This window comes from Paenibacillus sp. FSL H8-0259, from assembly GCF_037963255.1.
GTDB classification, from domain to species: Bacteria; Bacillota; Bacilli; order Paenibacillales; family Paenibacillaceae; genus Paenibacillus_AQ; species Paenibacillus_AQ phytohabitans.
The window spans coordinates 3,818,737-3,841,091 of the sequence record NZ_CP150147.1; the positions used below are offsets into that span (position 1 = coordinate 3,818,737).

Sequence of the window (22,355 nt, forward strand, 5' to 3'; positions counted from 1 at the left end):
TATATATTTTGGGGCCCGCATAGTGGGGCTATTTGCGCTTAGGGGGCATAAATTCAGGGTGTTCTGGCACACTAAGGAAGATTCTCTATAACCGGAAGGAGGCAGGCAGGGTGCCGGACAAGAATATACTGGAGCTCATCAAAGAACAGCTCACGGATTGCAGCGATGCTGTATACCAGTCGATACATGTGTACGGACACGCCTGCATGCTGATCTATATACCTGCCATCGTGGACATGCTCAGCCTGCAGGAGTTTGTTGCCAGCCCGCTGAAATCAGAGGCTAACAGTGAACCGGACTGGCCGCAATTCATGGAGCGTCTGGACCGCGGCTCAGCCTTTGCGATTCCTTATATGAAGGCTTTTCATCCGGACAGGGCCGTGGAGCTGATTGTCAGCGGGAATCCGGTTCTCTGTATTGAAGGACTGCCGTATGTCTATTATTTCGAAATTACCCAGTATCAGAAGAGGGCAGTGTCCGAATCGCAGAACGAGCTGGTGGTCATTGGACCCCAGGAGGCTTTTATCGAGGATGTTCAGACGAATCTGTCCTTGCTGCGGCACAAGATCAAGCATGCCGATCTGAAGACCAAACATTTCTCGATCGGCAGATACACCAAAACCGATGTATATCTGGTTTATATCGAAGGGCTCTGTAAGCCGGAAATCCTGGCTGAAATGGAAGAGAAACTAAATAATCTCTCAGTCGACGGAATTCTGGGCATCAGCTATTTGGCTGAGCATATGCGCCAGGGGCATTTTTCACCTTTTCCAATCTATCAATATACAGAACGTCCCGACTCTGTAGCCGCATCGTTGATGGAGGGCAGAATCAGCATATTGCAGGACGGTACCCCGTCGGCATTACTGGCACCTGTAACTTTCTTTGCGCTCCTGCAATCCTCTGAGGATTATTACCAGAACTTCTATGCCGGCAGCTGGATCCGGCTGGTCCGCTTCTTTTTCTCGCTGATATCGATGATTCTGCCTTCTTTATATGTGGCGATCACAACCTTCCACGCACAGATTATTCCGTCCAACCTGCTGATCACCATTGCTGCCGCCCGTGAGAATATCCCTTTCTCCGCACTGACGGAAGCTTTGCTCATGGAACTTACTTTCGAAGCACTGAGAGAAGCAGGGACCCGCATTCCGAAGCCGGTTGGCCAGACTGTCTCTATTATCGGCGGTATTGTCATAGGGCAGGCTGCGGTACAGGCGGGAATTGTCTCAGCACCCATGGTCATTGTAGTTTCCATTACGGGTATCGCCTCCTACATCATCCCCCATCTTGAGCTTGGATTGACCTTCAGGCTGCTGCGTTTCGTGCTCCTGATTCTGGGGGGGACGATGGGACTGATTGGTGTCTTCATCGCCGTTTTTATCATATATGGCCATCTGGCTAATCTAAAATCGTTTGGCACTCCCTTTCTCCAACCGGTGGCTCCGCTGGTTCTGGAAGACTGGAAGGATACCGTGGTCCGTGTTCCGTCCCAGTATATGACGGAGCGCAGCTCCTCCTATACCGACAGGAAGAATAAAAGGAGACAGAAGCAATGAAGCCCCTCAAGCTGATCCTTGTGTTAGTGCTGCTTTTGAATCTGACCGGCTGCTGGTCCAAGCTGGAACTCGACGAATTGACCTTTGTATTTGGCTTGTTTATTGATGTTGGTGAGGAACCCGGAACGGTTGAGGTGACTATCAGTTCGCCGCTCCCGAACCGTCTGGATTCAGGCGCACAAGGGGGCGCGGCTGGAGACGGAAAGAGCTACTCTATGGTATCCAAGACTGCACCGACCATTCCGGAAGCTATCCTGCTGATTCAGAAGGATTTGTCACGCAAAATGGAGGCTTCACATCTCAAGATTATTGTACTGGGCAAACAATATGCCAAGCAGGGGATAGGAGATATGCTGGAATGGTTCCAGCGGCAGCCTGAGAATTCTCTCGGAACCTATATTATGGCTGCTCCAGGCAAGGCTAAGGAGATCCCGATGCTGACACCGGTCTTCGAGCAATTGCCCGATCAGGTGCTTAATAATATGGCCAGGCAAAAGATTCTGTTCAGCACAACAATCAGAGACTGCATACTGTCGGAATCCTACCATATGGGCTATGCCATGAATTATTTATCTTTCGGCAAAAAAAGTGAAACTTCCGAGCAGGGGAAAACGGAATATTGGTGCGGGGTAGACGGTGTGATGCTGTTTCAGGATAAGAAGATGAAGGCCATACTGAAGGTGAAAGAGGGTAGAGCCTTGGCTTGGGCAGCAGATCATTATGTTCAATCTGTAAATTCGTTTGCTTGGGATGATGACGGCAAGGGGACTGCCACTGCGTATTTTCTGAATGACAAAACCTCCTCCTCTGTCAAGATGACTCCTGAAGGGCCAGAATTCCATGTGAAGCTAAAAGGCCGGGCGAGTATAACCTCCTTCAAGGATTCCAAACAACGTAAAGCGGACCAGCTCAGCCATCTGCTTAAGACCAAACTTCAGGAGAAAGCGGTAAAGGAAGTTTCGGAGACGCTGGAAAATGTGCAGAAGGCGGGAATAGATGTACTTCAGCTCGGTATGCTGCTGGAATGGAATTATCCGGAAGAATGGAAACGTCTGCGTGATCACTGGGAGGATTATTACAGCAGGGAGGCCCGGATCAAGGTGACAGCTGATTTTAAAATTGCGGATTTTGGTTCGGAGAAATAAGGGGGCGAAGGAGGAAATATGCGGACATCTAAATGGCAAATGACTCGGTTCTCGATTGTATACCTTGGCTCTCAAAGTACGATGTTTCTGATTCCCGGTCTCATTGAAACCTCATCCTATCAAGGATGGATAAGCCTGATTCTTGGCGGTTTCCTTGGGCTGATTCTGTTATATTTCACGATCATGGTGGGAAAGCTCAAGCCGGGAATAGGCTGGGTTGAGTTCGGGGCAGAAATTATGGGGAAGTGGCTGCATGGAATCATAGTGATTCTGCTCTTGTGCTGGTGTATTTATTACGTATCATATGATATACACAATTTCGCACTGTTCTTCGGAGGCAATTATTTGCGCGGAACTCCCCCGCTTTTTATTATACTTGTTGTAGGTCTGGTCATTATGTACACCGCTCATCTGGGTTTTGCCTCTATGGTGTATATGTCGGAAGGCATTGCTCTGATCTGCATTGTCTTCGCCATTCTAAGTACGTATTTATTCATCCAGCATGCAGAATATTCTATGCTTCCGGCATTTATCCATTATCATGACCCGCGCATCGTCATTAAGGATTCGATTACGGTGATGTCCTGGTTTGGCGAATGGGTTGTGTTTCTTTTTGTTGCCCCGGAGCTTAAGATCAGCAATAAGATCATGAAGCCACTAAGTTTGGGGGGGATCACTGTGATACTGATTGTTCTGATAGTATGGCTTATGACCATGCTGAATTTCGGCCCGTATCTCGGGAAGGAACTGCAGTTTCCCTTCCTGCAGATGATCCGCAGTTCCTCGAATGATGATCTCCTGGGAAACTCTGATCCGATTCTGATTGGCATATGGTCGTCCTCAATGTTCATTCACAGCTCTTTTATGATCTATGTTGCTTATAAATGCGCCTTGTATCTTACCAGACAAAAAGCAAAAAAAATTATGATTCCGCTCCTGACGGTCTGTTCCATTACAATTGCATTTGTATACTCGATGAATGTGGCCGTATATTACCACAATTATTATTCTTTCAATACGAGTATTTTTTGGCTGATTGTGGAGTTTATACCGGTGTACTATTTTATCGTAGCATGGGTACGCTCGAAGTCCGGCAAGCAGCTGAAATGACTGTTGATTCTCCCAATTATATAATGTAGACGCTTTCTGGTATGATTAAGCTATAGTACATACCTTTTTTTGGAATAGGATGGTGTCATTATACATGAATCTTCAAGAAGCATCTGCTCTAATTGAATCGATAAGGGGAAATTTGGCTAAGGTTATTGTCGGAAAAGAAGATGGTGTAAACCTGCTGCTGACAGCTTTGCTCGCAAATGGTCATGTACTCCTGGAGGATGTGCCCGGAACAGGCAAAACGCTGCTTGCCAAAACACTCGCCCGCTCGCTGGACTGCACATTCAAGCGGATTCAATTCACGCCCGACCTGCTGCCTTCTGACTTAAGCGGCATCAACTACTACAACCAGAAAAGCGGGGAATTTCAATTCCGTCCAGGTCCGGTATTCGCCAGTATTCTGCTCGCTGATGAGATTAACCGGGCCACTCCGCGTACCCAGTCAAGCCTGCTGGAATGTATGGAGGAGCGGCAGATTACCATCGACGGTGTGACTCATGAGCTGCAGCGGCCGTTTCTGGTCATCGCCACGCAGAATCCGATTGACAGCCAGGGGACGTTCCCGTTGCCGGAGGCACAGCTCGACCGGTTCTTAATGCGGATTACAACAGGGTACCCCACATTTAATGAAGGGGTTCATATTCTGCAGCGGTTCCGCCAGAACAACCCGCTGGAGGATACCGGTGCGGTTGCAGGTGCAGAGGAAATTCAAGAGATGCAGCGGCTTACCGCTGGTATTAATGTAAGTGATGAACTGCTGGCGTATATGATCAGTGTGGTCGAGGCTACACGTAGATCTCCTGCTGTCCGGCTGGGTGCGAGCCCCCGGGCAGGCTTCGCCCTCCTGCGCGCTTCGCAGGGATATGCTCTGATTCAAGGGCGGAATTATGTACTTCCGGATGATATTAAGGCCGTGGCCGTTCCGGTGCTTGCACACCGGCTAATCCTTCAGCGCGGACCCGGAGTCCGCGAGGGGCAATCGGCAGAGGTCGTGCTACAGGTGCTGCGCGAGGTGGAGGTTCCGGCGGAGGCTGCTGTCCTGTCCAGAGGCGGAAGGGTGGAATGAGCCATGTCGCTGCCGTGGTTCATTGCAAGCACGCTGTTTCTGCTGTTGTTCGTCTCTGTTATATACGACCGTAACGCACTTAAGAAGGTCACATATACCCGCTATTTCTCGGCCAAGGCCGTATATGCAGGAGAGCAGGTGGAGATGGTCGAGGAGATCATGAATAAGAAGCTGCTTCCGCTGCCTTGGCTGCGTCTGGAATCCAGTATCGCCCGGGGGCTTGAGTTCGGCTCCCAGGAGAATCTGGGCATCAGCAGCGGTGAGATCTCACAGAATCATGTCAGCCTGTTCTTTCTCAGGTCTTACCGCCACATCAAACGCCGGCATAACGTGATCTGCCGGGAGCGCGGATTGTTTCTTCTGGAGACCGCGACGATGACCACAGGGGATCTCTTCGGGATGAGCCGCAAATCGAAGACCTTCCCGCTGCAGCTGGAGCTGCTTGTCTACCCGGGGCTGCTTCAATTTCATGAGCTTCCGCTGCCGGTGCACAGCTGGCTCGGCGAGCTGCCCGTCAAGCGCTGGATTGTAGAAGATCCGTTCCTTACTGCAGGTACCCGCGAGTACAGTGCAGGGGATTCCCTGGCTTCGATCAACTGGAAAGCGACAGCCCGGACAGGAAGCATGCAGGTGCATCAGAAGGATTTCACGGCCGATTCACGGCTTGTAATCTGCCTGAACGTGGAGATCAGCGATTCCATGTGGCGGACCGTAACCGATGTGGAGCGGATCGAGCTAGGCATCCGGTATGCGGCGACCGTGGCTGAATATGCCATCAGCCATGGCATTGAGACCCGGCTGCTCAGCAACGGAAGGCTGGACGGCGGCGGGGCAAGAGATCCGGTGGATACCTGGCCGATATCACAGGCTGAAGAATTCCTTGGCATGCTGGCCAGACTGAATCTGGACAGAACATTGCCAATGAGCAGGCTGATGGAGATTGAAGCAGAGAAGGATGAAGGCGATACGGATTATCTGATCATTACCTGTCACCGGGGGGCGGAACTGCAGGATGCCGCTGCGGTATTGAGCTTCATGGGGAATGGAGTAGAATGGCTGGATATTCCGGAAGAAGGCGGTGCAGCGCTATGAAACTCCGTTTCTCATCTTCATTCCAGGCCAACCTTGCGCTATGGATTACTGCTTTCATAGACTGGCTGCTGCTTCTGCCCCTCTGGCTGGCGCTGCAGACTTATCTGCAATCCGGTGAAGCAGCGGTTCGGTGGATTTACCTATTACCGCTGCTGGTTGCAGGCGGTGTACTGCTGCGGCATAGATGCAGCCGGTTATGGCAGCAGCTGCTGGCGGCGCTGCTGCTGGGTCTCTTGACCGGACTGATAAGCAGCACACTGACACTCCCGGGCATACCGCTGGTAGCGGGTGCCGCAGTCTGTGCGTATCTTGGCATGACTACAGCTTCACGGGTGAACCGGTTCAGAATCTATCTGGCCGGAATCACAATCTATTTCATTGGTTCAATAGCCTTCTCCCAGATTCCGGAGCTTCAGGCTAATGTGACTATATTAACCTGGAGCGGAAGCTTATGCCTGGTGCTGGCACTGATTGACTCCAACAGCAGCCATCTGCGCTACAGCTCCTTAAACAGTGATTCTGCACGTCTGCCTGAAGGCCTGCGGCGGCATAACCGCCTGTATCTGGCGGGATTCATTGTCCTGGCGGCAGTCCTGGCGGCGGGCGGCGGCAAAACGGTGGGTATGCTGCTGTGGAATGCGGTGAGGCTCTTCTTCACCTGGCTCAGCCGGCTATCCTCCGGTGCAGAGGAACCTCCGCCGGAGGAGGCTCCTCCACAAGCCATTCAGGAATTCCCGGCAGCGGAAGCCGGTGAACCTGGCATTCTGGCCGCAATTCTTAACATTGGCTTCTATATTATAGGTGCAGCTGCAATAGTTGTGGTGCTGTATTACGGAGTACGCTGGCTATACAGAAATACCGGTGGACTGCTCCGCAGAGCAATGGACTGGCTGTTGACAGTGCTGCGCAGAGAATCGCCTGCAGCTGCTGCCGGTTATCAGGATGAAGAGACCAGCCTGTTCACTTGGGAGCAGACCGTTCAGGGCTTCAGGGATTACTTTCGTACCAGGCGTACACCATCCAGCCGCCGGGACCGGTGGGAGACGATGGACGGAAGCCGGGCACGCATCCGCTGGCTCTATCGTCATTGGCTCCGCGCCAAGCATACTGACGGGTATGAGGTGAAGGCATATCTGACGCCTCAGGAGACGGCTGCCGATGTGGCAGCATGGTCGGAAGGACAGAAGCGGCAGCGCAAATACCCGGGCAGCGAAGGGGAAGCCTATAACCGCCTGCTTGCATTTTATAATAAAGCCAGATATGCAGATGAGGAACAGTCAGACCTCACTGAGCTCTCTGCTGAAGAGATTACGGCACTTAAAGAACAGTTGAAGCTGTAGCTAATCCTGCAGGAAGGAGAAATAGGGATGACCCCATATTTACGAGGCGAGCTGGCCAAAGAGGCCGGAGTAAACATAGAAACGCTCAGGTATTATGAGAAATACGGGCTGATTCCGCAGCCTCAGCGCACGTCCAGCGGATACCGGATGTATCCGGAGGAAGCGCTGGAAAGGATCGCTTTTATTCAGAATGCGAAAGCTTGCGGTTTCACTCTGCGTGAGATCAAGAAAGCTTTGGTCAAATCTGCAGACGGCAGTATCGGAATACCGGATTTTATTACAGTTATTGAGAGTAAAATGGCTGCTGTTGATCTGGAGATTGCCAAACGGCACAAGACCCGCACAAAGCTGGAAGAATTGAAGAGCAGCCTCCTTACACAGGACAGGCATCCGGGTGTTCAGGAGACTCTTGATATCTTGAACATGAAAGGCTGAACCGGCGGGAATTTAATCTGAGATAGCCACTTGACCCTGTACTCCGGTACAGGGTTTATATTGAGTCTATGAACGATTAAGAGGAGGAATGAACCGTTATGTTATGCCCTAGTGTTACTCCAGCCGGACAGCTGCAGGCCATTTCCAACCAGTTGAAGCACAATAAACCCTATCCGGGACAACCGGCCCAAGAGATCCGCGCTGCCCTTGCGGAATCCGCCGGACAACTGCCTGTGCTAAACGGTGTGCAGGTTGAGCAGGTAAAGACAGAGAGGTTCAGTGGGGAGTGGGTCAGAACTGCTGGGAAAAAGGATGCGCATTGGGATACAAAGGTAATTCTGTATTTCCACGGCGGAGGGTTTGTGGCCGGCAGCTGTGCAGTCTACCGGGATCTGGCCGCCAGGCTCTCGGCCGCCAGCGGAATTGCGGTGCTTACTGTGGAATACCGGCTGGCTCCGGAATTCCGTTATCCGGCTGCGGGTGAAGATTGCCTGTCTGCGTACCTGTGGCTGCTGGACCAGGGCTTCAAGCCCGGGCATATCATATTTGGCGGAGATTCCGTAGGTGCCACGCTTGCCCTTATGACGCTGATCTCTCTGCGGGATGAAGGGAAGCCGCTTCCGGGCGGCGCATTCCTGCTCTCGCCTCATGGAGATCTAGTTCATTTGGACGGAGAGTCTTATACGAGCCGGGCGGATAGAGATCCGACCGGAAGCCGGGAGACTAATCAGCGTATTCTGGAAGATTATCTTGGGGAGTATGCCGGGGAAGCTCCTGCACTATTATCACCACTGAGACAAGACCTCACTGGATTGCCGCCTCTGTTCATTCAAGTAGGTGATCACGAGGTTCTGCTGAGCGATGCCGAGCGGCTGGCCGGTAAGGCACTAGAGGAGGGGACACCCGCCAAGCTGGAAGTGTGGGAGAACATGTGGAGTGTGTTTCAGATGCTGGCTGCGCTGCTGCCTGAAGCGCAGCAGGCGATTCATCATATTGGCGAATATGTAAAAGAGACGCTGAAGCTGGAAGCTGAAGTATAAGGGTTCAAAACAGTAGGCGCAGCAGCATCAGCGCCAGGATGCCGGTGACTACGGTTCCGAGCAGGCTGCGGGTTTTGACGGCTACCCAGAAGGAGGGCAATGCCGCGATCAGCTCCACATTCGTGGAAAGGCCGGCGAACCTGCCGTCTGTTACGAATAGTTCCTGGGCGACCAATGCAGCCATTACCGCAATTGGTACAAAGCTTAACCAACGCATCCCCCAGTCCGGAATGGAGATCCGGCTAAGCAGCATAAGCGGAAGAACGCGCGGGATGAAGGTAACGAGTGCAGCGCCCAGGATAATGAAGAAGATGTCCAGTCTTATTTCCATTGTTCAATCACCATTCCAATCGTAGAGGCTATAAGAGCTGCCGCAATTACGCCCATGCTGGGCGACCACAGAATAGAGACCAGAACGGCAACAATGACAGCTATGAAGCCGACGGTAATGTCCAGCAGATATTTGCGCCGTGCCATGACCGTCAGTACCAGCAGTCCGATGAACATGGCGGGCAGAGCGAAATCCAGCCCCCACTTCTCCGGACTGGATATCCACTGTCCGAGGAAGGCGCCGGCGATATTGGCCAGGAACCAGTTCAGATAGGCTGTGATATTAAGCCCGTGCATCCATTTCTCGCTGATCCGCTTCCTGGAGGCGCTCTTCTGGATGGCTACCCCGAAGGTCTCATCGGTAAGCAGTGATCCAATCAGCAGATTGCGCAGCGGATTCAAATGGCGGAAGTACGGCGATATCGCCGCGCTCAGCAGCAGATGACGCAGATTGACCAGCAGAATTGTGATGATGATGCTGGAGGCGCTGCTTCCGGCCGCAATCATTCCTGCGGCGATAAACTGGGCTGATCCGGCATAAAGAATAATGGAGATCATGGCAATTTCGGCAATGGAGAGGCCGGCAGTTTTCTCCACGACACCTGCTGCAAAGCCAATGCTTAGATAGCCGAGCAGAGTAGGGAGGCAGTCTTTGACCCCTTGCAGGAAGGTGTCATTCCCCTCCGGTACCTCTAGGGCATCCCGCTGCAGGCGGCCATTCGCCGGAGACTCCTGTTGTATGAATTCTGGCTTCACGGATTCACTCGCTCCTCTATATTCCAAACTATTCATTTCCAAGCTATGTATAGCATCACATATAAACTTGTAATAACCGCTTTGGTAAACCGCTTGCTGAAGGTTTGACAGTGACCGGTCACGGTATATCAGGTATGCTTAATTGTACTTTGTACATCTAAATCACCTGATTTACTAGTGTTTAAGCGTTTAGTTGTATTTCGTGCAATTAAAATGCCCTATGTAGAGGGGTGCTCGCCCATTCGGGCAAATTTAGTTGTACAGACTACAGTTATTAGAGGCAAACATGCTTTTTCTCTGTTTTTTAATTGCACATAATACAACTATCACTAACTTCCACGTTGAAACTGAATATGAATTTCAGTTTTTAATATCTAATAATTCACAGCGAATTGCAAGGAAATTCTATATTTCATATGCTGCAATGCCCTCGCTCGTTTCGGTACCGGGCAGCTTGCAGCAGCAAAAGGGTTCCGCTATCCACAGAGCAATCTGCGGCGGCGGAACCCTTTTATATTGATTTAGTCATGCCTAAGCTTAAAAGGAATTGTTATTCCAGCACCAGAACGCCATATCCATCCAGCGTATAACTTCCCGTGAGGGTTTGCCCGCTTAGCAGATCCGTTCTGGATTCCTTAAGCACGATCTCTGCCGGTTCTTCACTATAGTTAAGCAGGAAGGTGAGTCCTGCAGCGGCATCTCCCTCAGAAGCGCGGATCTGCAGCTCAATCTCCGGCGGCAATTCCAGCCATTCGGCAGCTGGTGAATTCAGTCCCAAACTTCCGATCATTTGCAGCACGGCCTGCTCATTGAATACAGCCCCGTAGTACCAGACTTCCCCCTTGCCGCGCTTGTTGCGGGTTACCGCCGGTTTGCCGGCATAATAATCGGTAGCGTAGGTTCCCATAACCTCGACACTGTCCTCTTCCACATGAAGAATATCATTGAAAGCATCCGCACCCGTAAGCGTCCCTGGATTATTCGTCCATCGGATCGAGGTAGGCTGACGTGTTCCTTTGACCATAGTGAACTCTTCCACGGTTACACCGCACATCTCCTGGGCTGCTCCGGGAAAAGGCCGCATATAACATTGTCCGGTGGTATCCTTGTATCCGGTGCGGCAGCCGAAGATCAGCTTCCCGCCTTGCTGTACATATTGATCCAGCAGGGCCGCTGTGTCGTCACTCATAATGGCCGGATGCGGGTAGACCAGCACCTCGTAACGCACAAGCTCCGCAAGCGTTGTATTGCTGCGCATATACAGAACATCATTGGGGATATGCTTCCGCTGCAGTGCCTTGAACCATTCCTTGTTGCTCTGCCACATGAATGGCCCGTGCCAGATGTCATATTCCCCGTCCCACTCATTATCATAATCCCGCACGATGGCGATATTAGCCTGAGTCCGGCTGCCGATGAAGGCTTTGCCGATCTTTGCCAGCTCCTTGCCGATCAACTCAGCTTCCTTCACGCGCCGGTTAGGCTGGTTATGATAGTCATTCAAGCCGTGCCAATAGATTTCGTTCCCCATAGTAGCTGTCCGCCAGCGGAAATAGAGCAGCATATCCGCACCATGGGCGATAGACTGGTAAGTCCACAGCCGCATCTGCCCGGGCTTCGGAGAAGGCATATCCATCCGGTTGACCCAACCGCCGGGTCCCGACTGCTGTTCCATCACACAGAAGTTGCTGCTGACCGAGCGGACCGCAGAGAGTGACAGTCCCCAGCCGCGGTCACGCAGCGGGTTCACCTCTGCCGGATCATAGTAAATGGTCGAGAATTGCGGATATGAATCATAGCTGAAGAAGTCCAGCAGCTCGTCATTCAGTTCATGGCTGTCCAGATGTCCGAATAGGCCGTTCGTAGTCACCCACTGGTCAGGTGCCAGTTCACGGAGGATATCCGCCTGGATTTTGGCAAAATAAATCGTGTTATAAGAGATGAAACGCTTCTCATCCAGTGCCTGATGCGGATTGGGCTGGTTAGGCGAGGGGGTTGGCCGGGTCAGATAGACCTGTGACCAGCGGGTATAGGTCTGATTCCAGAACACAGTACCCCAGGCTTCATTCAGCTTATCCAGTGTCACATATTTATCCTGAAGCCACGTCCGGAAGGCAAGATGGTCACTCTCCGAGTAGAACACATTTACCTCACAGTTCAATTCATTATCGATCTGCCAGCCGGTCACTCCGGGGTGACTGCCGTAATGCTCTCCAAGCTTAGTCACAATTCTGGCGCAGAGCTCACGGTATTTGGGGCTGCTGTAATTATAATGACGGCGCATGCCATGCTGCATCGTCACACCTTCATGAGTCACATTTAATACCTCAGGATATTGCTCGGTTAGCCAGGCGGGCGGAGTGGCAGTAGGTGTTCCCATAATCACCTTCAGCCCGTAGCTGTGCGCCAAATCTATAGCACGGTCAAACAGGCCGAATTGAAATTGACCTTCTTCCGGCTCAAATACCGACCAGGCGAACTCGCCCAGACGTACAATAGTGAATCCGGTTTCAACCATACGGCGGTAATCATCCGCCCACATGGATTCAGGCCAGTGCTCGGGATAATAACAGACGCCAAGCTCGAATCGTTCTGCAGCAACAGGTTTCTTCATAGTAACCTCCAAGTGTAAATATATGCTTTATAGTTGGTACCAATCTATTGTATTATCAGCAGTGTATACACTTATATAACATAATATTGCTATTATATTACTATATTGCGTGCTTGATTCAAGGCGGAGAGAAGAGGGGATCGTATGAAAAAGCATTATGTTCTACCGCAGCCAGCGTATGCCCATTATGTATGTTATCCGGAGATGCTGGGCCATTACAGCGACTTCCCGCAGCATGCGGAGCGCAGAAGTGAAGGTTTCCTGGGCAGCTATAACCTTCATATGGTCTTTGGCGGAGAAGGGTATGTGTTCCAGGAAGGGGAACGGATATCGATGAAGCGGGGGAGCGGGTTTCTGTTCCCGCGGGGGGCTTACCAGCAATACGGTTCTGATCCGGGCCAGGCCTGGAATGTGCGCTGGGTCCATTTCGCCACAGCTTTATCTTTGCCGATGCTGGAGGAGGCGGATCACTCCCGCGGTTATTTTTTTACCTTCGATCCCGGAACGGGCTATGAGCCGGTCTTCGAGGAGATGTACAGGCTAAGTGCGGCTTATGAGACCCGGAGTGAACCGCGTCTGTCTACCCTGCTCTATGAGATTCTTGTGACGCTGATGCAGAATTCTGAGCCGCTGCACGGGTCGGTACCGCTGGAGATCAGACATTCCATCCGGCTCACGGCCGACAGGATACACAGCGAATGCGAGCGGCCCTGGACACTGGAAGCGATGGCCCGGCTTGCCGGTTACAGCAGCTATCATTTTCTGCGGCTGTTCCGGAGCATAATGGGCAAGACGCCGAACCGTTATTTAAGTGACTGCCGGATGGCCCGTGCCAAGCTGCTGCTGGTTTCGACTGAGCTGTCTGTCGCGCAAATAGCGCTGCAGAGCGGTTTTCACCAGTCGAGTTACTTCATTAAGGTCTTCAGACAGCTGGAAGGCATGCCGCCAAACCAGTACAGACGGCTGTTCAGCTCATAGAATCATAGTGTAGCCGAAACAATATTAACAAACTTTGTTACATTATCCGCGCTTTTTGTGCTGTACTTGACATGTTTTTGCTTGAGAAGGTTACAACCGGAGGCGAAGGGTTACAAAGTGGATACAATTTCCACGCTGTCTGCAACTATAATATTGCTAGTAAATACATCTGGAGGGAAATAAATGAGAAAGTATAGAGTTACATATGCTGCTCTGCTCGTGAGTACGCTTGTAGCCGGCCAGCTGGCCGGCAGCATCACTGCCCCCGTTGCCGCCGCAGCCGCAACATCAAAGAACGCGGCGGCACCCGCCGCTGCACCAGCATTCAAATTCAATTCCGTTCCGCTGGGAGCCGGGGTGACTGCAGTCCTTGAGAACGTGAACATCTGGAGTCAGACCGGCGGAAATATCGTATCGTATACGCTGAAATATACCAATTCCGGTAATTCAAGCGCGAGTCTGCTGAAATATTTCTCACGGGTTGTAACACCTGGCGGTTCAGTGCTTCCGGGGAATCCGGTAGGAACGGATGCACTGAAGAAAAAAGTCGGCGCGAAAGAAAGTCTGAGCGTTACCTACTATGTAAATGTGGGACAAACTTCATCCTTGCAGGGCCTTAAGATCTCCATGCATGTCTGGGACGCCAAGGCGAAGGGGTATCTGAAGCAGACGGGTTCTTACGCAGTTCCGGCGAATTACTCTACAGCTGCAGCAGCCGGTACAAGCCTGAATACCACCATGAACGACATTCCTGTTACAGCCAGTGCAGATTCACTGCAGCTCTACAAATACGGCGGCAAAGTCTATGCCAAGGTTGGACTCAATCTGACCAATAAAGGAAATAAGGTGCTGGGGGATCCGGGGTATTCTGCGTATCTGGTATCCGCCAGCGGGACTTCCTTTGAGCTTGCGTTAAGCAGCACGCAGGCAGATTACAAGATTCAGCCGCAAGAGAAGCGGAGCATCTATTATCTGGCCGAAATACCAGCCTACCTTAAGACGGATAATATGAAGCTACAATTTACGCAAAAGGATGAAACTACGAAGCTGGAGCTGCCGAAATCGGCCTATAAGCTTCCAGCGGCCACATCACCTAATCTGGTCGTCGGCAGCGGCGTAGTCAAAAAAATCATCGTGAACAGCAATACCATAGAAACGCTGATACGCAATGCCAATGTATATTCACAGGATGCAGATGCGGTATGGACTTTTCAGATGCAGATCAAGAATACCGGCAACAAAGCAGTAACGCTGCCAAGCTATGAGCTGGCGGTCAAATCCCAGAAAGGCACAACCTTCCCGGTGAGTGCGAAGGGGTTAAGCGGAGTTACACTCAAGCCGCTAGAGACCAAAATCATTCCGCTGACGGTCCGCGTACCGCTTGAAGTGGAGCAGTCCGGCCTGCAGCTGCTGATGATCGAAGCGGTTGGCGCGGATAATATAAGCGGGCCTGATTCATCCGGGACCAGCGAGGGAGCGGGAACTACCGGTACTCCGGGCACACCGGCTCCGGCAAGTCCTGTGACCGCGACTACTAAGATGATTTTCCCTGTAGCCTACTTCGTAATCCCCTATGCGCTTCGTGCTGATGTGATGACCGGCCAGGAGTATATGACGACGAATTCATACGGTTCATTCTCTTACAGTATTCAATCTCTGCAGCGTTACCCATGGAGAGATGATGACATTGTAGCTGCAAGACTGAGAATCACCAACACACAGACTGTGTCACTTACGATCCCGGAGCTGAAGGGTTCAATCAAGCTTGACAATGACAGTCTGCCCGTGACTACGGAGTTGTACATGGACAACAAGGAATCATCGGTGCTAGCCCCCGGTAAATCGGTGGAATTGTATGTACTTGGCAAAATAGCCTACACGTCAGAGTTCCGGGACATGCGGGTTGCCTTATACGGCACACAGAATTCGGAAAGTGTTCCGTTCCTGGATCTCAGTGTCAACAACTCGATCAACAGTATCCCGACCATTGCGCAGGGCAAGAGCTACACTATAAGCAAAAAAGGTAAAGCGGCAAGTTTGAAGGAGAACAAAACCACTGTATATGAAGGAGAGAATTACAATCTGGTCTACACGGAGCTTCTGCTGAGCAGTGAAGAGAAGCGGCAGAGCAAGATGGCCCGGCTGCAGGCCTACTACAAAACCAAAGATGGACAATATTTTGAAGCAAGCTCCAGCCAATCGGATAACAGTGCTTCTCCGGGTGCCAAACAGCTGGTAGTATTCTGGACCAAGCTGCCCAAAGCTGCTGATATCGCGGACATTTCACTCTACCTGGGTGCCGGTATCAACGGAGGCAAGCTAATTGAGAGTAAAGAGGAAGCGACCGGATTTGTGGATGTGGCTGCGCTCCAGCTGAATCCGCAGGGTAATGTACCTGCTACTACACTGGCTTCGACTGTGTTATATCCGTATACAATTTCCGTGCAGAGCTCTGAAGGCAAGCATCTGAGGTCATCGGATACCCTGGATATTACGATCAACTATGGCTTGAAGCGGGATAACCAGTATGATGCGGGAGCGCTTGAACATAAGCTGATTCTGCAGATTACCGATCCGTTTGGAATCTCTACAGAGAAGACACTTACACTCGGAACAGATCTGACCGAAGGAACCAACAACCAGTATTCGCTCTCCATCAGCAGAACCCTGTACAAAACGATGGGTGGAGGGGCCTACTCCTTAACATTCTATGATGAATTCCAGGGTGAGCGCATAAAGCTGGGCAGCCAGGCTTATGCAGTCACCAATGTGAATCCGGTCAAGCCTGAGGAATGATCTTCATAAATCAAACTAAATATACCGGTTAAAAAAGGAGCAGCTTCCATGTTGCGTGTTGAAGATATTACGCATTCGTACAAAAGCGGTAATGAATGGACATCCGTTCTTCATAAAATCAATTTTGCCGTCAAGGAGGGGGAGATGGTTGCACTACTGGGCAGTTCGGGGTCCGGCAAGTCGACGCTTCTTAATCTGATGGCCGGCTTGATGAAGCCTACGGAAGGTCATATCTACATTGCCGACAAAGACATTGTGAAGATGGGCGAGAACAAGCTTGCCGAGTTCCGGCGCAAGCATATCGGATTTATCTTTCAGGCGTATGAGCTGATTACCAGCCTGACTGTCCGGGAGAATGTAGAGCTGCCGCTTGTATTCCAATCGGTGTCTCCATCCGTCCGCAAGAAGAAGGCGCTCGCCCTGCTGGAGCAGGTGGGCATTCCCGACAAAGCGGATTTATTCCCTTCCCAGCTCTCCGGGGGACAGCAGCAGCGGGTCAGTATTGCCCGGTCACTGATCACAGAACCGTCGGTCATCTTTGCAGATGAGCCTACGGGGAACCTGGATTCCAAGACCGAGGAGGAGATTATCAGCATTCTGCTGAATCTGAACCGTACGATGAAAACCACGTTTATTGTAGTTACACATGAATATAAGGTGGCGGAACAAATGCAGCGGATCTTTACGCTCAGAGACGGCTTCCTGATCACTGAGCAGCAGACAGCTGCGAAAGCCGGGCAGAAGGCAGCTGTAGAGGTAGAGACTGAAGAGCAGGCAGCTGCAGAGACTGAAGAGCAGGCAGCTGCAGAGACTGAAGAGCAGGCAGCTGCAGGTACTGAAGAGCAGACGCCTGGTGAAGCTGAGCAGCAGACGCCTGGTGAAGCTGAGCAGCAGACGCCTGGTGAAGCTGAGCCTGCAGAGGGAGGGAAGCCGTGAAGATCAGAGATATTTCACGGATGGCCTGGGAACAGGTCAAACGGCGCAAGGTGGTTACAGGTCTATGTATGACCGGGATTTCCATCGGCTGCGCAGCAATTATCGTGGCCTTGAGTGTGGGCCAATCTGCTCAAGTCTATGTGACCGAACAGGTGAACCAAAGTTTCAAAATGGACGAAATTATGGTCTCGCCGGGCGGGGGAATTCCTTCAAACGGCAAGGGCGGCAGCGGAGGCGGCGGTTCTGGAGAGGTGAATGAGAACCTCGACCCGGGCAAGCTGACGGACCAGAAGCTGAAGATTATCCAGGGACTGAATCATGTGAAGGCCGCTTCACCTTTTCAGGAGGCAGGATATCTGCAGCTGGTGACGATCGACAATAAGATTGCTGATGTCAGGATCATTGTCGCCGATCTGCAGATGCTGACGGAATACGATCATAAATTCAAGCAGGGCGGAGCGAATGGCCAGCCGGGAACGATCGTGCTCAATTACGGGGCGACGCTGGGCTTAATCGACTTGGAGACCCGCCAGAAGCTTTATGAAAGTATGGGCAATGATCCGTTCAATCAGGATATTCAGGAGCAGTATAGAAAACTATCGGTCCAGCCCTCCGAGCTGTACCGCAAGCAGATTCAGATTCAGGCGCAGGACTATAGCACAACAACACCTGCAACGAAGCTTAGCTCTCCGCTTCAGGTGGGCGGCATTCTGGAAGGAGCAAAAGGGATCGACGATATGCAGGCTTCGTATGACAAGATTATGTATATATCACCTGAAACTGCAGCGCAGCTCTCCAAGGAACTGGTATTTGATAATTCCACCACCAGTGTCCTCAATCTCCCGGAAGAGGGGAGCTATAACGCAGTTACAGTGAAAGTGGATGATGTGGCGAACATCAAGTCAGTCGAGCAGATGATTCAGAAGCTGTCACTGAACGCTCAAGACAATCTGTTCCAGCAGGAAATGCTGAAGGAACAATTTGACATGATTAAGATGGCAGCACTCGGCATCGGTGTATTTATTCTGATCATCGCCTCGATCTCCATTATTGTGGCTATGACGATGTCGACCCATCAGCGTCGCCGGCAGATTGGCATTATGAAAGTCCTGGGGGCTAACATGGGTCAGATCCGCAATATGTTTATTACAGAAGCCGCGCTTCTGGGATTGCTGGGCGGACTGCTCGGTGTCTTGTTCTCCTATTTAATTGTCATGGGGCTAAATAAGCTGGTCGGTTCGGCAGGCGATGGGATGAATTTCTTCATCCCGCCGATGAATTTGCCGATCGGGATATCCTTTGCCATTATGACCGGAGTTCTGTCCGGAATCTATCCGGCCATCAGCGCCTCCCGAACCGATGCGTTGACCGCCATTAAACGAGATTAAGCCTAAGCTAGAAAGGAAGCCGAAATGATGAAGAGGACTCTAAAGAAGAGCCTGAAGTGGATCATAATCTTAGGTATCATCAGTACCGCAGGTTATCTGGGGTATACCAAGTTCTTCAAGGGCAAGGAGGCGGCAGAGCTTCCGCCGGAAACGATGCAGGTAATCAGTTTCCCGGTAACGGAGGAGACGCTGACCAGCTCGATACAGGTAAAAGGAAGATCGCAATACCAGCAGGAGACGCTGGTGTATGCACCGTTTGCCTCTAAGGTGACCGCCTGGAAAGTAGAGAACGGGGCACAGGTCAAGAAAGGGGACGTCCTTTTTACCCTGGATCAGAGTACACTCCGCAATGAGATTGCGACGGCAGAAGCTGCCAACCGCAAAACGAAGCTGGAGGCGGAGCTGAACGCTTTTGTCAGCCAGCAGGAGGATGATAGTGCGGCTCCGGCCGGTACGGAAGCGGAACGGCTGAAGGCGCTGGCTGCCCAGGAGGCTGCGCGTCTGAACGACGAGCTGAATCAGGTGAATGCGGAGATCCAGGCCAAGGAGCTTGCGGATAAAAAAACGAAGCTGAACACGGCGGTCTATCATGCACCCGATAACGGCATCTTCCTCTACGACAGCAGTACTGAACGTCCGCAGACGGTTACAGATAACCAGTACATCGGCAAGATCGTTGATCTGAACAAGCTGGAGTTCATTGCACAGGTCGGAGAGCAGGATATCTTCCGTATCAAAAAAGGGATGAAGGTACAGGTGAAGATGACTGCGATGAAGGATCTGATCCTTAATGGGGAAGTAACCGAGGTATCCAAATTTGCGACGACGACCACCGGCCAGAATACGGCTGGGCAAATCCCGCAATTCGAAGTAGTTATCTCCCTGCAGCCTGACGAGCATCTGATCGGCGGCCTCAGCCTCAGCGGTGACATCGAGACCTCGCGTAAAGAGAAGGCGGTAGTGGTCTCCAGTATTGCCGTTGTCCATGAAGGTGATCTGGCTTATGTCATGCTGGACAAAGGGAATGGCCAATATGAGCGCACGGAGATCAAGATTGGCATGGAAACGACAGAGAAGACTGAAGTACTCTCGGGCTTGAAGGCTGGGGATACGGTAGTTCTTCAGTAGTATAGCAGCAGTGAAAAGCCCCAAACCTGGTTGATTGCAGGGTTTGGGGCTTTTTTTAAATATAAAAGTGGAATTAGTACATCTGATTTGATGTCACGGGTACAATTCTTGGAAACAGTTGGATAAACAACACTTAATCAGACCAAATTCTGCTAAAATCCTTGGGGCTAAGTGGATTAATTGTACTTTTTCCAACTGCTTCCCTGAAGCGCATGGTTTCGGCAGAATTAAGTGCCTTTTTTCCAACTCTGCTGGTTCACACCTCTCGCTACTGCATAAGGAATAAGCTTCACTTCCCCAGAGCGTATAAATTGTTGAGAGTGGTACCGATTCCGCTTGTTAACTATTTGTTCTGCTGAAATGGCTTACGCCAGGCTTTGATATCGCTGTTCAGCCCGGTAAGATCGGGGACGGGGACTGCCTGATCGTTCAGCTCATATTTGGCTTTCAGTGCAAGAATGCGGTAGACACTTTCATCAATCCGTGCCTCTGTGATCGTACCGTCCTTCACGCTGCTGAGCAGAGCGACCCGCACCGCCTGCTCATTCTTGTACTCGTGGGCGACCAGCAGGATATCGCTGCCGGCCCGTACAGTATCGACTGCAGCCGCAGCGAGGCTGTAGTTCTTGACGATAGCGCCCATCGTAAGATCATCGGTTATAATGACTCCCTTGAAGCCCATCTCTCCGCGCAGCTGCTCACCGATGATTACTTGGGACAGGGAAGCAGGTTTCTCAGGGTCCAGCTTCGGATACAGGATATGGGCTACCATTACAGCATCTGCCTTCTCCTTAATGGCCGCCTGGAAAGGCAGCCATTCCAGCTTGGCGAGCTGCGCCTCTGTTTTGTTAATTACCGGCAGCTCCAGATGGGAATCGACGGAAGTATCCCCATGGCCGGGGTAATGCTTCACTACAGGCACAATTCCTTCAGACTCCAAGCCCTTCATTTCGGCGATGCCGAGGCGGACTACCAGATCTGCAGTGCTGCCGAAGGAGCGGTCGCCAATAACCGGGTTATCCGGATTGCTGTTAATATCTAGGACAGGTGCGAAATCCATGTTGAAGCCGGAGGACTTCACCGCCCGGGCCAGAAGTTCGCCCATCGTTCCGGCAGCGGCAGCACTATTCTCTTTCCCTACTGCTGCATTGGAAGGGAACACTGCATATTCATCAGGAAGTCTGCTCACCTTGCCGCCTTCCTGGTCCACGCTCATGAACAGCGGGGCAGGATTGCCGTTATTGCTCTTCTTCAAGGCATTGGTCAGACTGACCAATTGCTTCAGGCTGCTGATATTATCGGAATAGAGGATGATTCCGCCTACCTTGTCTTCGGCAATCATCTTCTGTGCGGCTGACTCTGCCGTAGTTCCATCGATTCCGACCAGCAGCATCTGCCCGATCTTGTCCTCCAGTGTCATTCCGGCTAGCTTCCGGGAGATAACGTCATTACTGTCTGTACTGTTTGCTGCCGAAGCAGGAGTAGCGGAAGGCTGGACACTGGCTGCAGGTGTTTCTGCTGCTGTTGCTGCCGGTGTAGTCACCGGAGCAGAGGGAGAAGCTGATGCCGGTGCCCGCGAAGGACCCGTGCCTGCCTGTGCAGAGCTTCCGCTTCCTTGACAACCGCTTGCCAGCAGAAGACATACAACGGTTGTCAAGAGGAGGAGCGGGTGCTGATGCGGGGTCGACTTATATTGCCGTGGGCTGAACCATTTCATTGTTGAGATTCGTCCTTTCGTTTGCTGATTGGCGGGTAGGAATGATAAGATGAAGTAGATTTTACATAAGAACTGCTTACTGTGTACACAAATGAGAAGGATGAGGTGACCTGTCAATGAAAGAACAATTAATGAACACGCTTAATGAACAGATGAATTTCGAGTTCTACTCCGCTCATGTATACCTGGCGATGGCCGCGTATTGTTCCGGTGAAAGTCTCGACGGATTCGCCAACTTTTTCCTGGTGCAGGCTGAAGAAGAGCGGTTCCATGCGATGAAAATCTACAAATTCCTCAATGACCGTGACTATCGTGCCACCCTTGCCGCCCTGCCGGAGCCGAATAATGAATATTCATCCATGCTGGATGCGTTCGAGCATGCCTTCGCCCATGAGCAGCAGAATACGAAGAAATTCTATCATCTGGCTGATTTGGCCCTGGATGAACGCGAGCATGCTACAATCTATTTCCTCAAATGGTTCATTGACGAGCAGGTGGAAGAAGAAGCGCTCTTCAGCAATATTATCGCCAAGCTCAAACGGATTGAAACGGACAGCAATGCCTTCTATATGCTGGATGCCGAGTTCGCCGCCCGTTCCTTTACACCGCCGGCGGAATAATATGATTCCGGACTTGTACCTTTCGTTTGCTTTTACAGCGGATGCCTCCTTTATAAGGAGGGTATCCGCTTTTTAATGCGGCTGCCGTGACCGCTTCCTATTAGTTAGACGATGTTTGCAATGAAAAGTTACTGGGTTCTGCAGCAGGGAGTTGTGCTCAATGTTGAACCGGGGCAAACAATGTTGGGCGAGGCAACATACTTCCGGCTCCGCAACTCTATTTGGCGGGGTTAACTCTTGCGCCGTCCGGCAACACTGTTTCTCTAGACCCACCCGCTATTCAGCGTGTAGTATGGAAC

General features: G+C 51.5%; 17 protein-coding genes and 1 pseudogene. 14 read left to right on the top strand and 4 right to left on the bottom strand.

Going from position 1 to position 22,355, the window contains the following annotated elements; translation table 11 throughout:
- Nucleotides 1-110: 110 nt before the first annotated feature.
- From NSU01_RS16245 to NSU01_RS16280, 8 genes are all read left to right on the top strand, one after another.
- Nucleotides 111-1,559 carry a spore germination protein gene (locus NSU01_RS16245; protein WP_042137001.1) on the top strand — a complete coding sequence of 483 codons (1,449 nt, stop codon included), beginning with the start codon at nt 111-113 and terminating at the stop codon, nt 1,557-1,559.
- Entirely contained in the window at nt 1,556-2,704 is a 1,149-nt protein-coding gene (locus tag NSU01_RS16250) for a Ger(x)C family spore germination protein (protein WP_042137003.1), read from the top strand. Before NSU01_RS16245 ends, NSU01_RS16250 begins: the two co-directional genes overlap by 4 nt.
- Before the next feature lie 18 nt (nt 2,705-2,722).
- Complete coding sequence (locus NSU01_RS16255) at nt 2,723-3,814, top strand: GerAB/ArcD/ProY family transporter (RefSeq protein ID WP_042137005.1); 1,092 nt, start codon at nt 2,723-2,725, stop codon at nt 3,812-3,814.
- A gap of 94 nt (nt 3,815-3,908) precedes the next feature.
- The gene (locus NSU01_RS16260) at nt 3,909-4,886 is read left to right on the top strand and encodes an AAA family ATPase (protein WP_076244960.1); all 978 of its coding nucleotides are present in this window, start codon (nt 3,909-3,911) and stop codon (nt 4,884-4,886) included.
- Nucleotides 4,887-4,889: 3 nt separating this feature from the next.
- Nucleotides 4,890-5,978, top strand: coding sequence for a DUF58 domain-containing protein (locus tag NSU01_RS16265; RefSeq protein ID WP_076244962.1), 1,089 nt, complete (start codon nt 4,890-4,892; stop codon nt 5,976-5,978).
- Nucleotides 5,975-7,318 (top strand): hypothetical protein, encoded by a 1,344-nt coding sequence (locus NSU01_RS16270; RefSeq protein ID WP_076244964.1) that lies wholly within the window; start codon nt 5,975-5,977, stop codon nt 7,316-7,318. Before NSU01_RS16265 ends, NSU01_RS16270 begins: the two co-directional genes overlap by 4 nt.
- A gap of 27 nt (nt 7,319-7,345) precedes the next feature.
- Nucleotides 7,346-7,753: a MerR family transcriptional regulator gene (locus NSU01_RS16275; RefSeq protein ID WP_042137014.1), complete on the top strand. Its 408-nt coding sequence runs from the start codon at nt 7,346-7,348 to the stop codon at nt 7,751-7,753.
- Nucleotides 7,754-7,851: 98 nt separating this feature from the next.
- Nucleotides 7,852-8,793, top strand: a complete 942-nt coding sequence (locus NSU01_RS16280; RefSeq protein ID WP_083705580.1) for an alpha/beta hydrolase — start codon at nt 7,852-7,854, stop codon at nt 8,791-8,793.
- Nucleotides 8,794-8,797: 4 nt separating this feature from the next.
- Here the strand turns inward: NSU01_RS16280 and NSU01_RS16285 are convergent, their stop codons facing one another.
- The 3 genes from NSU01_RS16285 to NSU01_RS16295 form a co-directional block, all read right to left on the bottom strand.
- Nucleotides 8,798-9,124: an AzlD domain-containing protein gene (locus NSU01_RS16285; protein ID WP_042137016.1), complete on the bottom strand. Its 327-nt coding sequence runs from the start codon at nt 9,122-9,124 to the stop codon at nt 8,798-8,800.
- Nucleotides 9,115-9,834 carry an AzlC family ABC transporter permease gene (locus tag NSU01_RS16290; RefSeq protein WP_042141160.1) on the bottom strand — a complete coding sequence of 240 codons (720 nt, stop codon included), beginning with the start codon at nt 9,832-9,834 and terminating at the stop codon, nt 9,115-9,117. The genes NSU01_RS16285 and NSU01_RS16290 overlap by 10 nt, the downstream gene beginning before the upstream one ends.
- A gap of 595 nt (nt 9,835-10,429) precedes the next feature.
- Nucleotides 10,430-12,493: a beta-galactosidase gene (locus NSU01_RS16295; RefSeq protein ID WP_076244967.1), complete on the bottom strand. Its 2,064-nt coding sequence runs from the start codon at nt 12,491-12,493 to the stop codon at nt 10,430-10,432.
- Between the two features lie 144 nt (nt 12,494-12,637).
- Here NSU01_RS16295 and NSU01_RS16300 point away from each other — a divergent pair, with 144 nt between their 5' ends.
- From NSU01_RS16300 to NSU01_RS16320, 5 genes and pseudogenes are all read left to right on the top strand, one after another.
- Nucleotides 12,638-13,471: an AraC family transcriptional regulator gene (locus NSU01_RS16300; RefSeq protein ID WP_042137023.1), complete on the top strand. Its 834-nt coding sequence runs from the start codon at nt 12,638-12,640 to the stop codon at nt 13,469-13,471.
- Between the two features lie 183 nt (nt 13,472-13,654).
- A complete protein-coding gene (locus tag NSU01_RS16305) occupies nt 13,655-16,267 on the top strand; it encodes a hypothetical protein (RefSeq protein WP_076244969.1) in 2,613 nt (870 codons plus the stop codon).
- 48 nt (nt 16,268-16,315) lie between these two features.
- Nucleotides 16,316-16,975, top strand: a pseudogene (locus NSU01_RS16310) (ABC transporter ATP-binding protein); the annotation flags it as partial.
- Between the two features lie 224 nt (nt 16,976-17,199).
- Nucleotides 17,200-18,591 carry an ABC transporter permease gene (locus tag NSU01_RS16315; RefSeq protein WP_171719390.1) on the top strand — a complete coding sequence of 464 codons (1,392 nt, stop codon included), beginning with the start codon at nt 17,200-17,202 and terminating at the stop codon, nt 18,589-18,591.
- 24 nt (nt 18,592-18,615) lie between these two features.
- On the top strand, nt 18,616-19,719 hold the full coding sequence (locus tag NSU01_RS16320) for an efflux RND transporter periplasmic adaptor subunit (RefSeq protein WP_331281722.1): 1,104 nt from the start codon (nt 18,616-18,618) through the stop codon (nt 19,717-19,719).
- 343 nt (nt 19,720-20,062) lie between these two features.
- Here the strand turns inward: NSU01_RS16320 and nagZ are convergent, their stop codons facing one another.
- Nucleotides 20,063-21,436, bottom strand: coding sequence for a beta-N-acetylhexosaminidase (nagZ, locus tag NSU01_RS16325; RefSeq protein WP_076244972.1), 1,374 nt, complete (start codon nt 21,434-21,436; stop codon nt 20,063-20,065).
- 116 nt (nt 21,437-21,552) lie between these two features.
- Here nagZ and NSU01_RS16330 point away from each other — a divergent pair, with 116 nt between their 5' ends.
- Nucleotides 21,553-22,056, top strand: a complete 504-nt coding sequence (locus NSU01_RS16330; protein WP_039292730.1) for a ferritin — start codon at nt 21,553-21,555, stop codon at nt 22,054-22,056.
- The last annotated feature ends 299 nt before the right edge of the window (nt 22,057-22,355 follow it).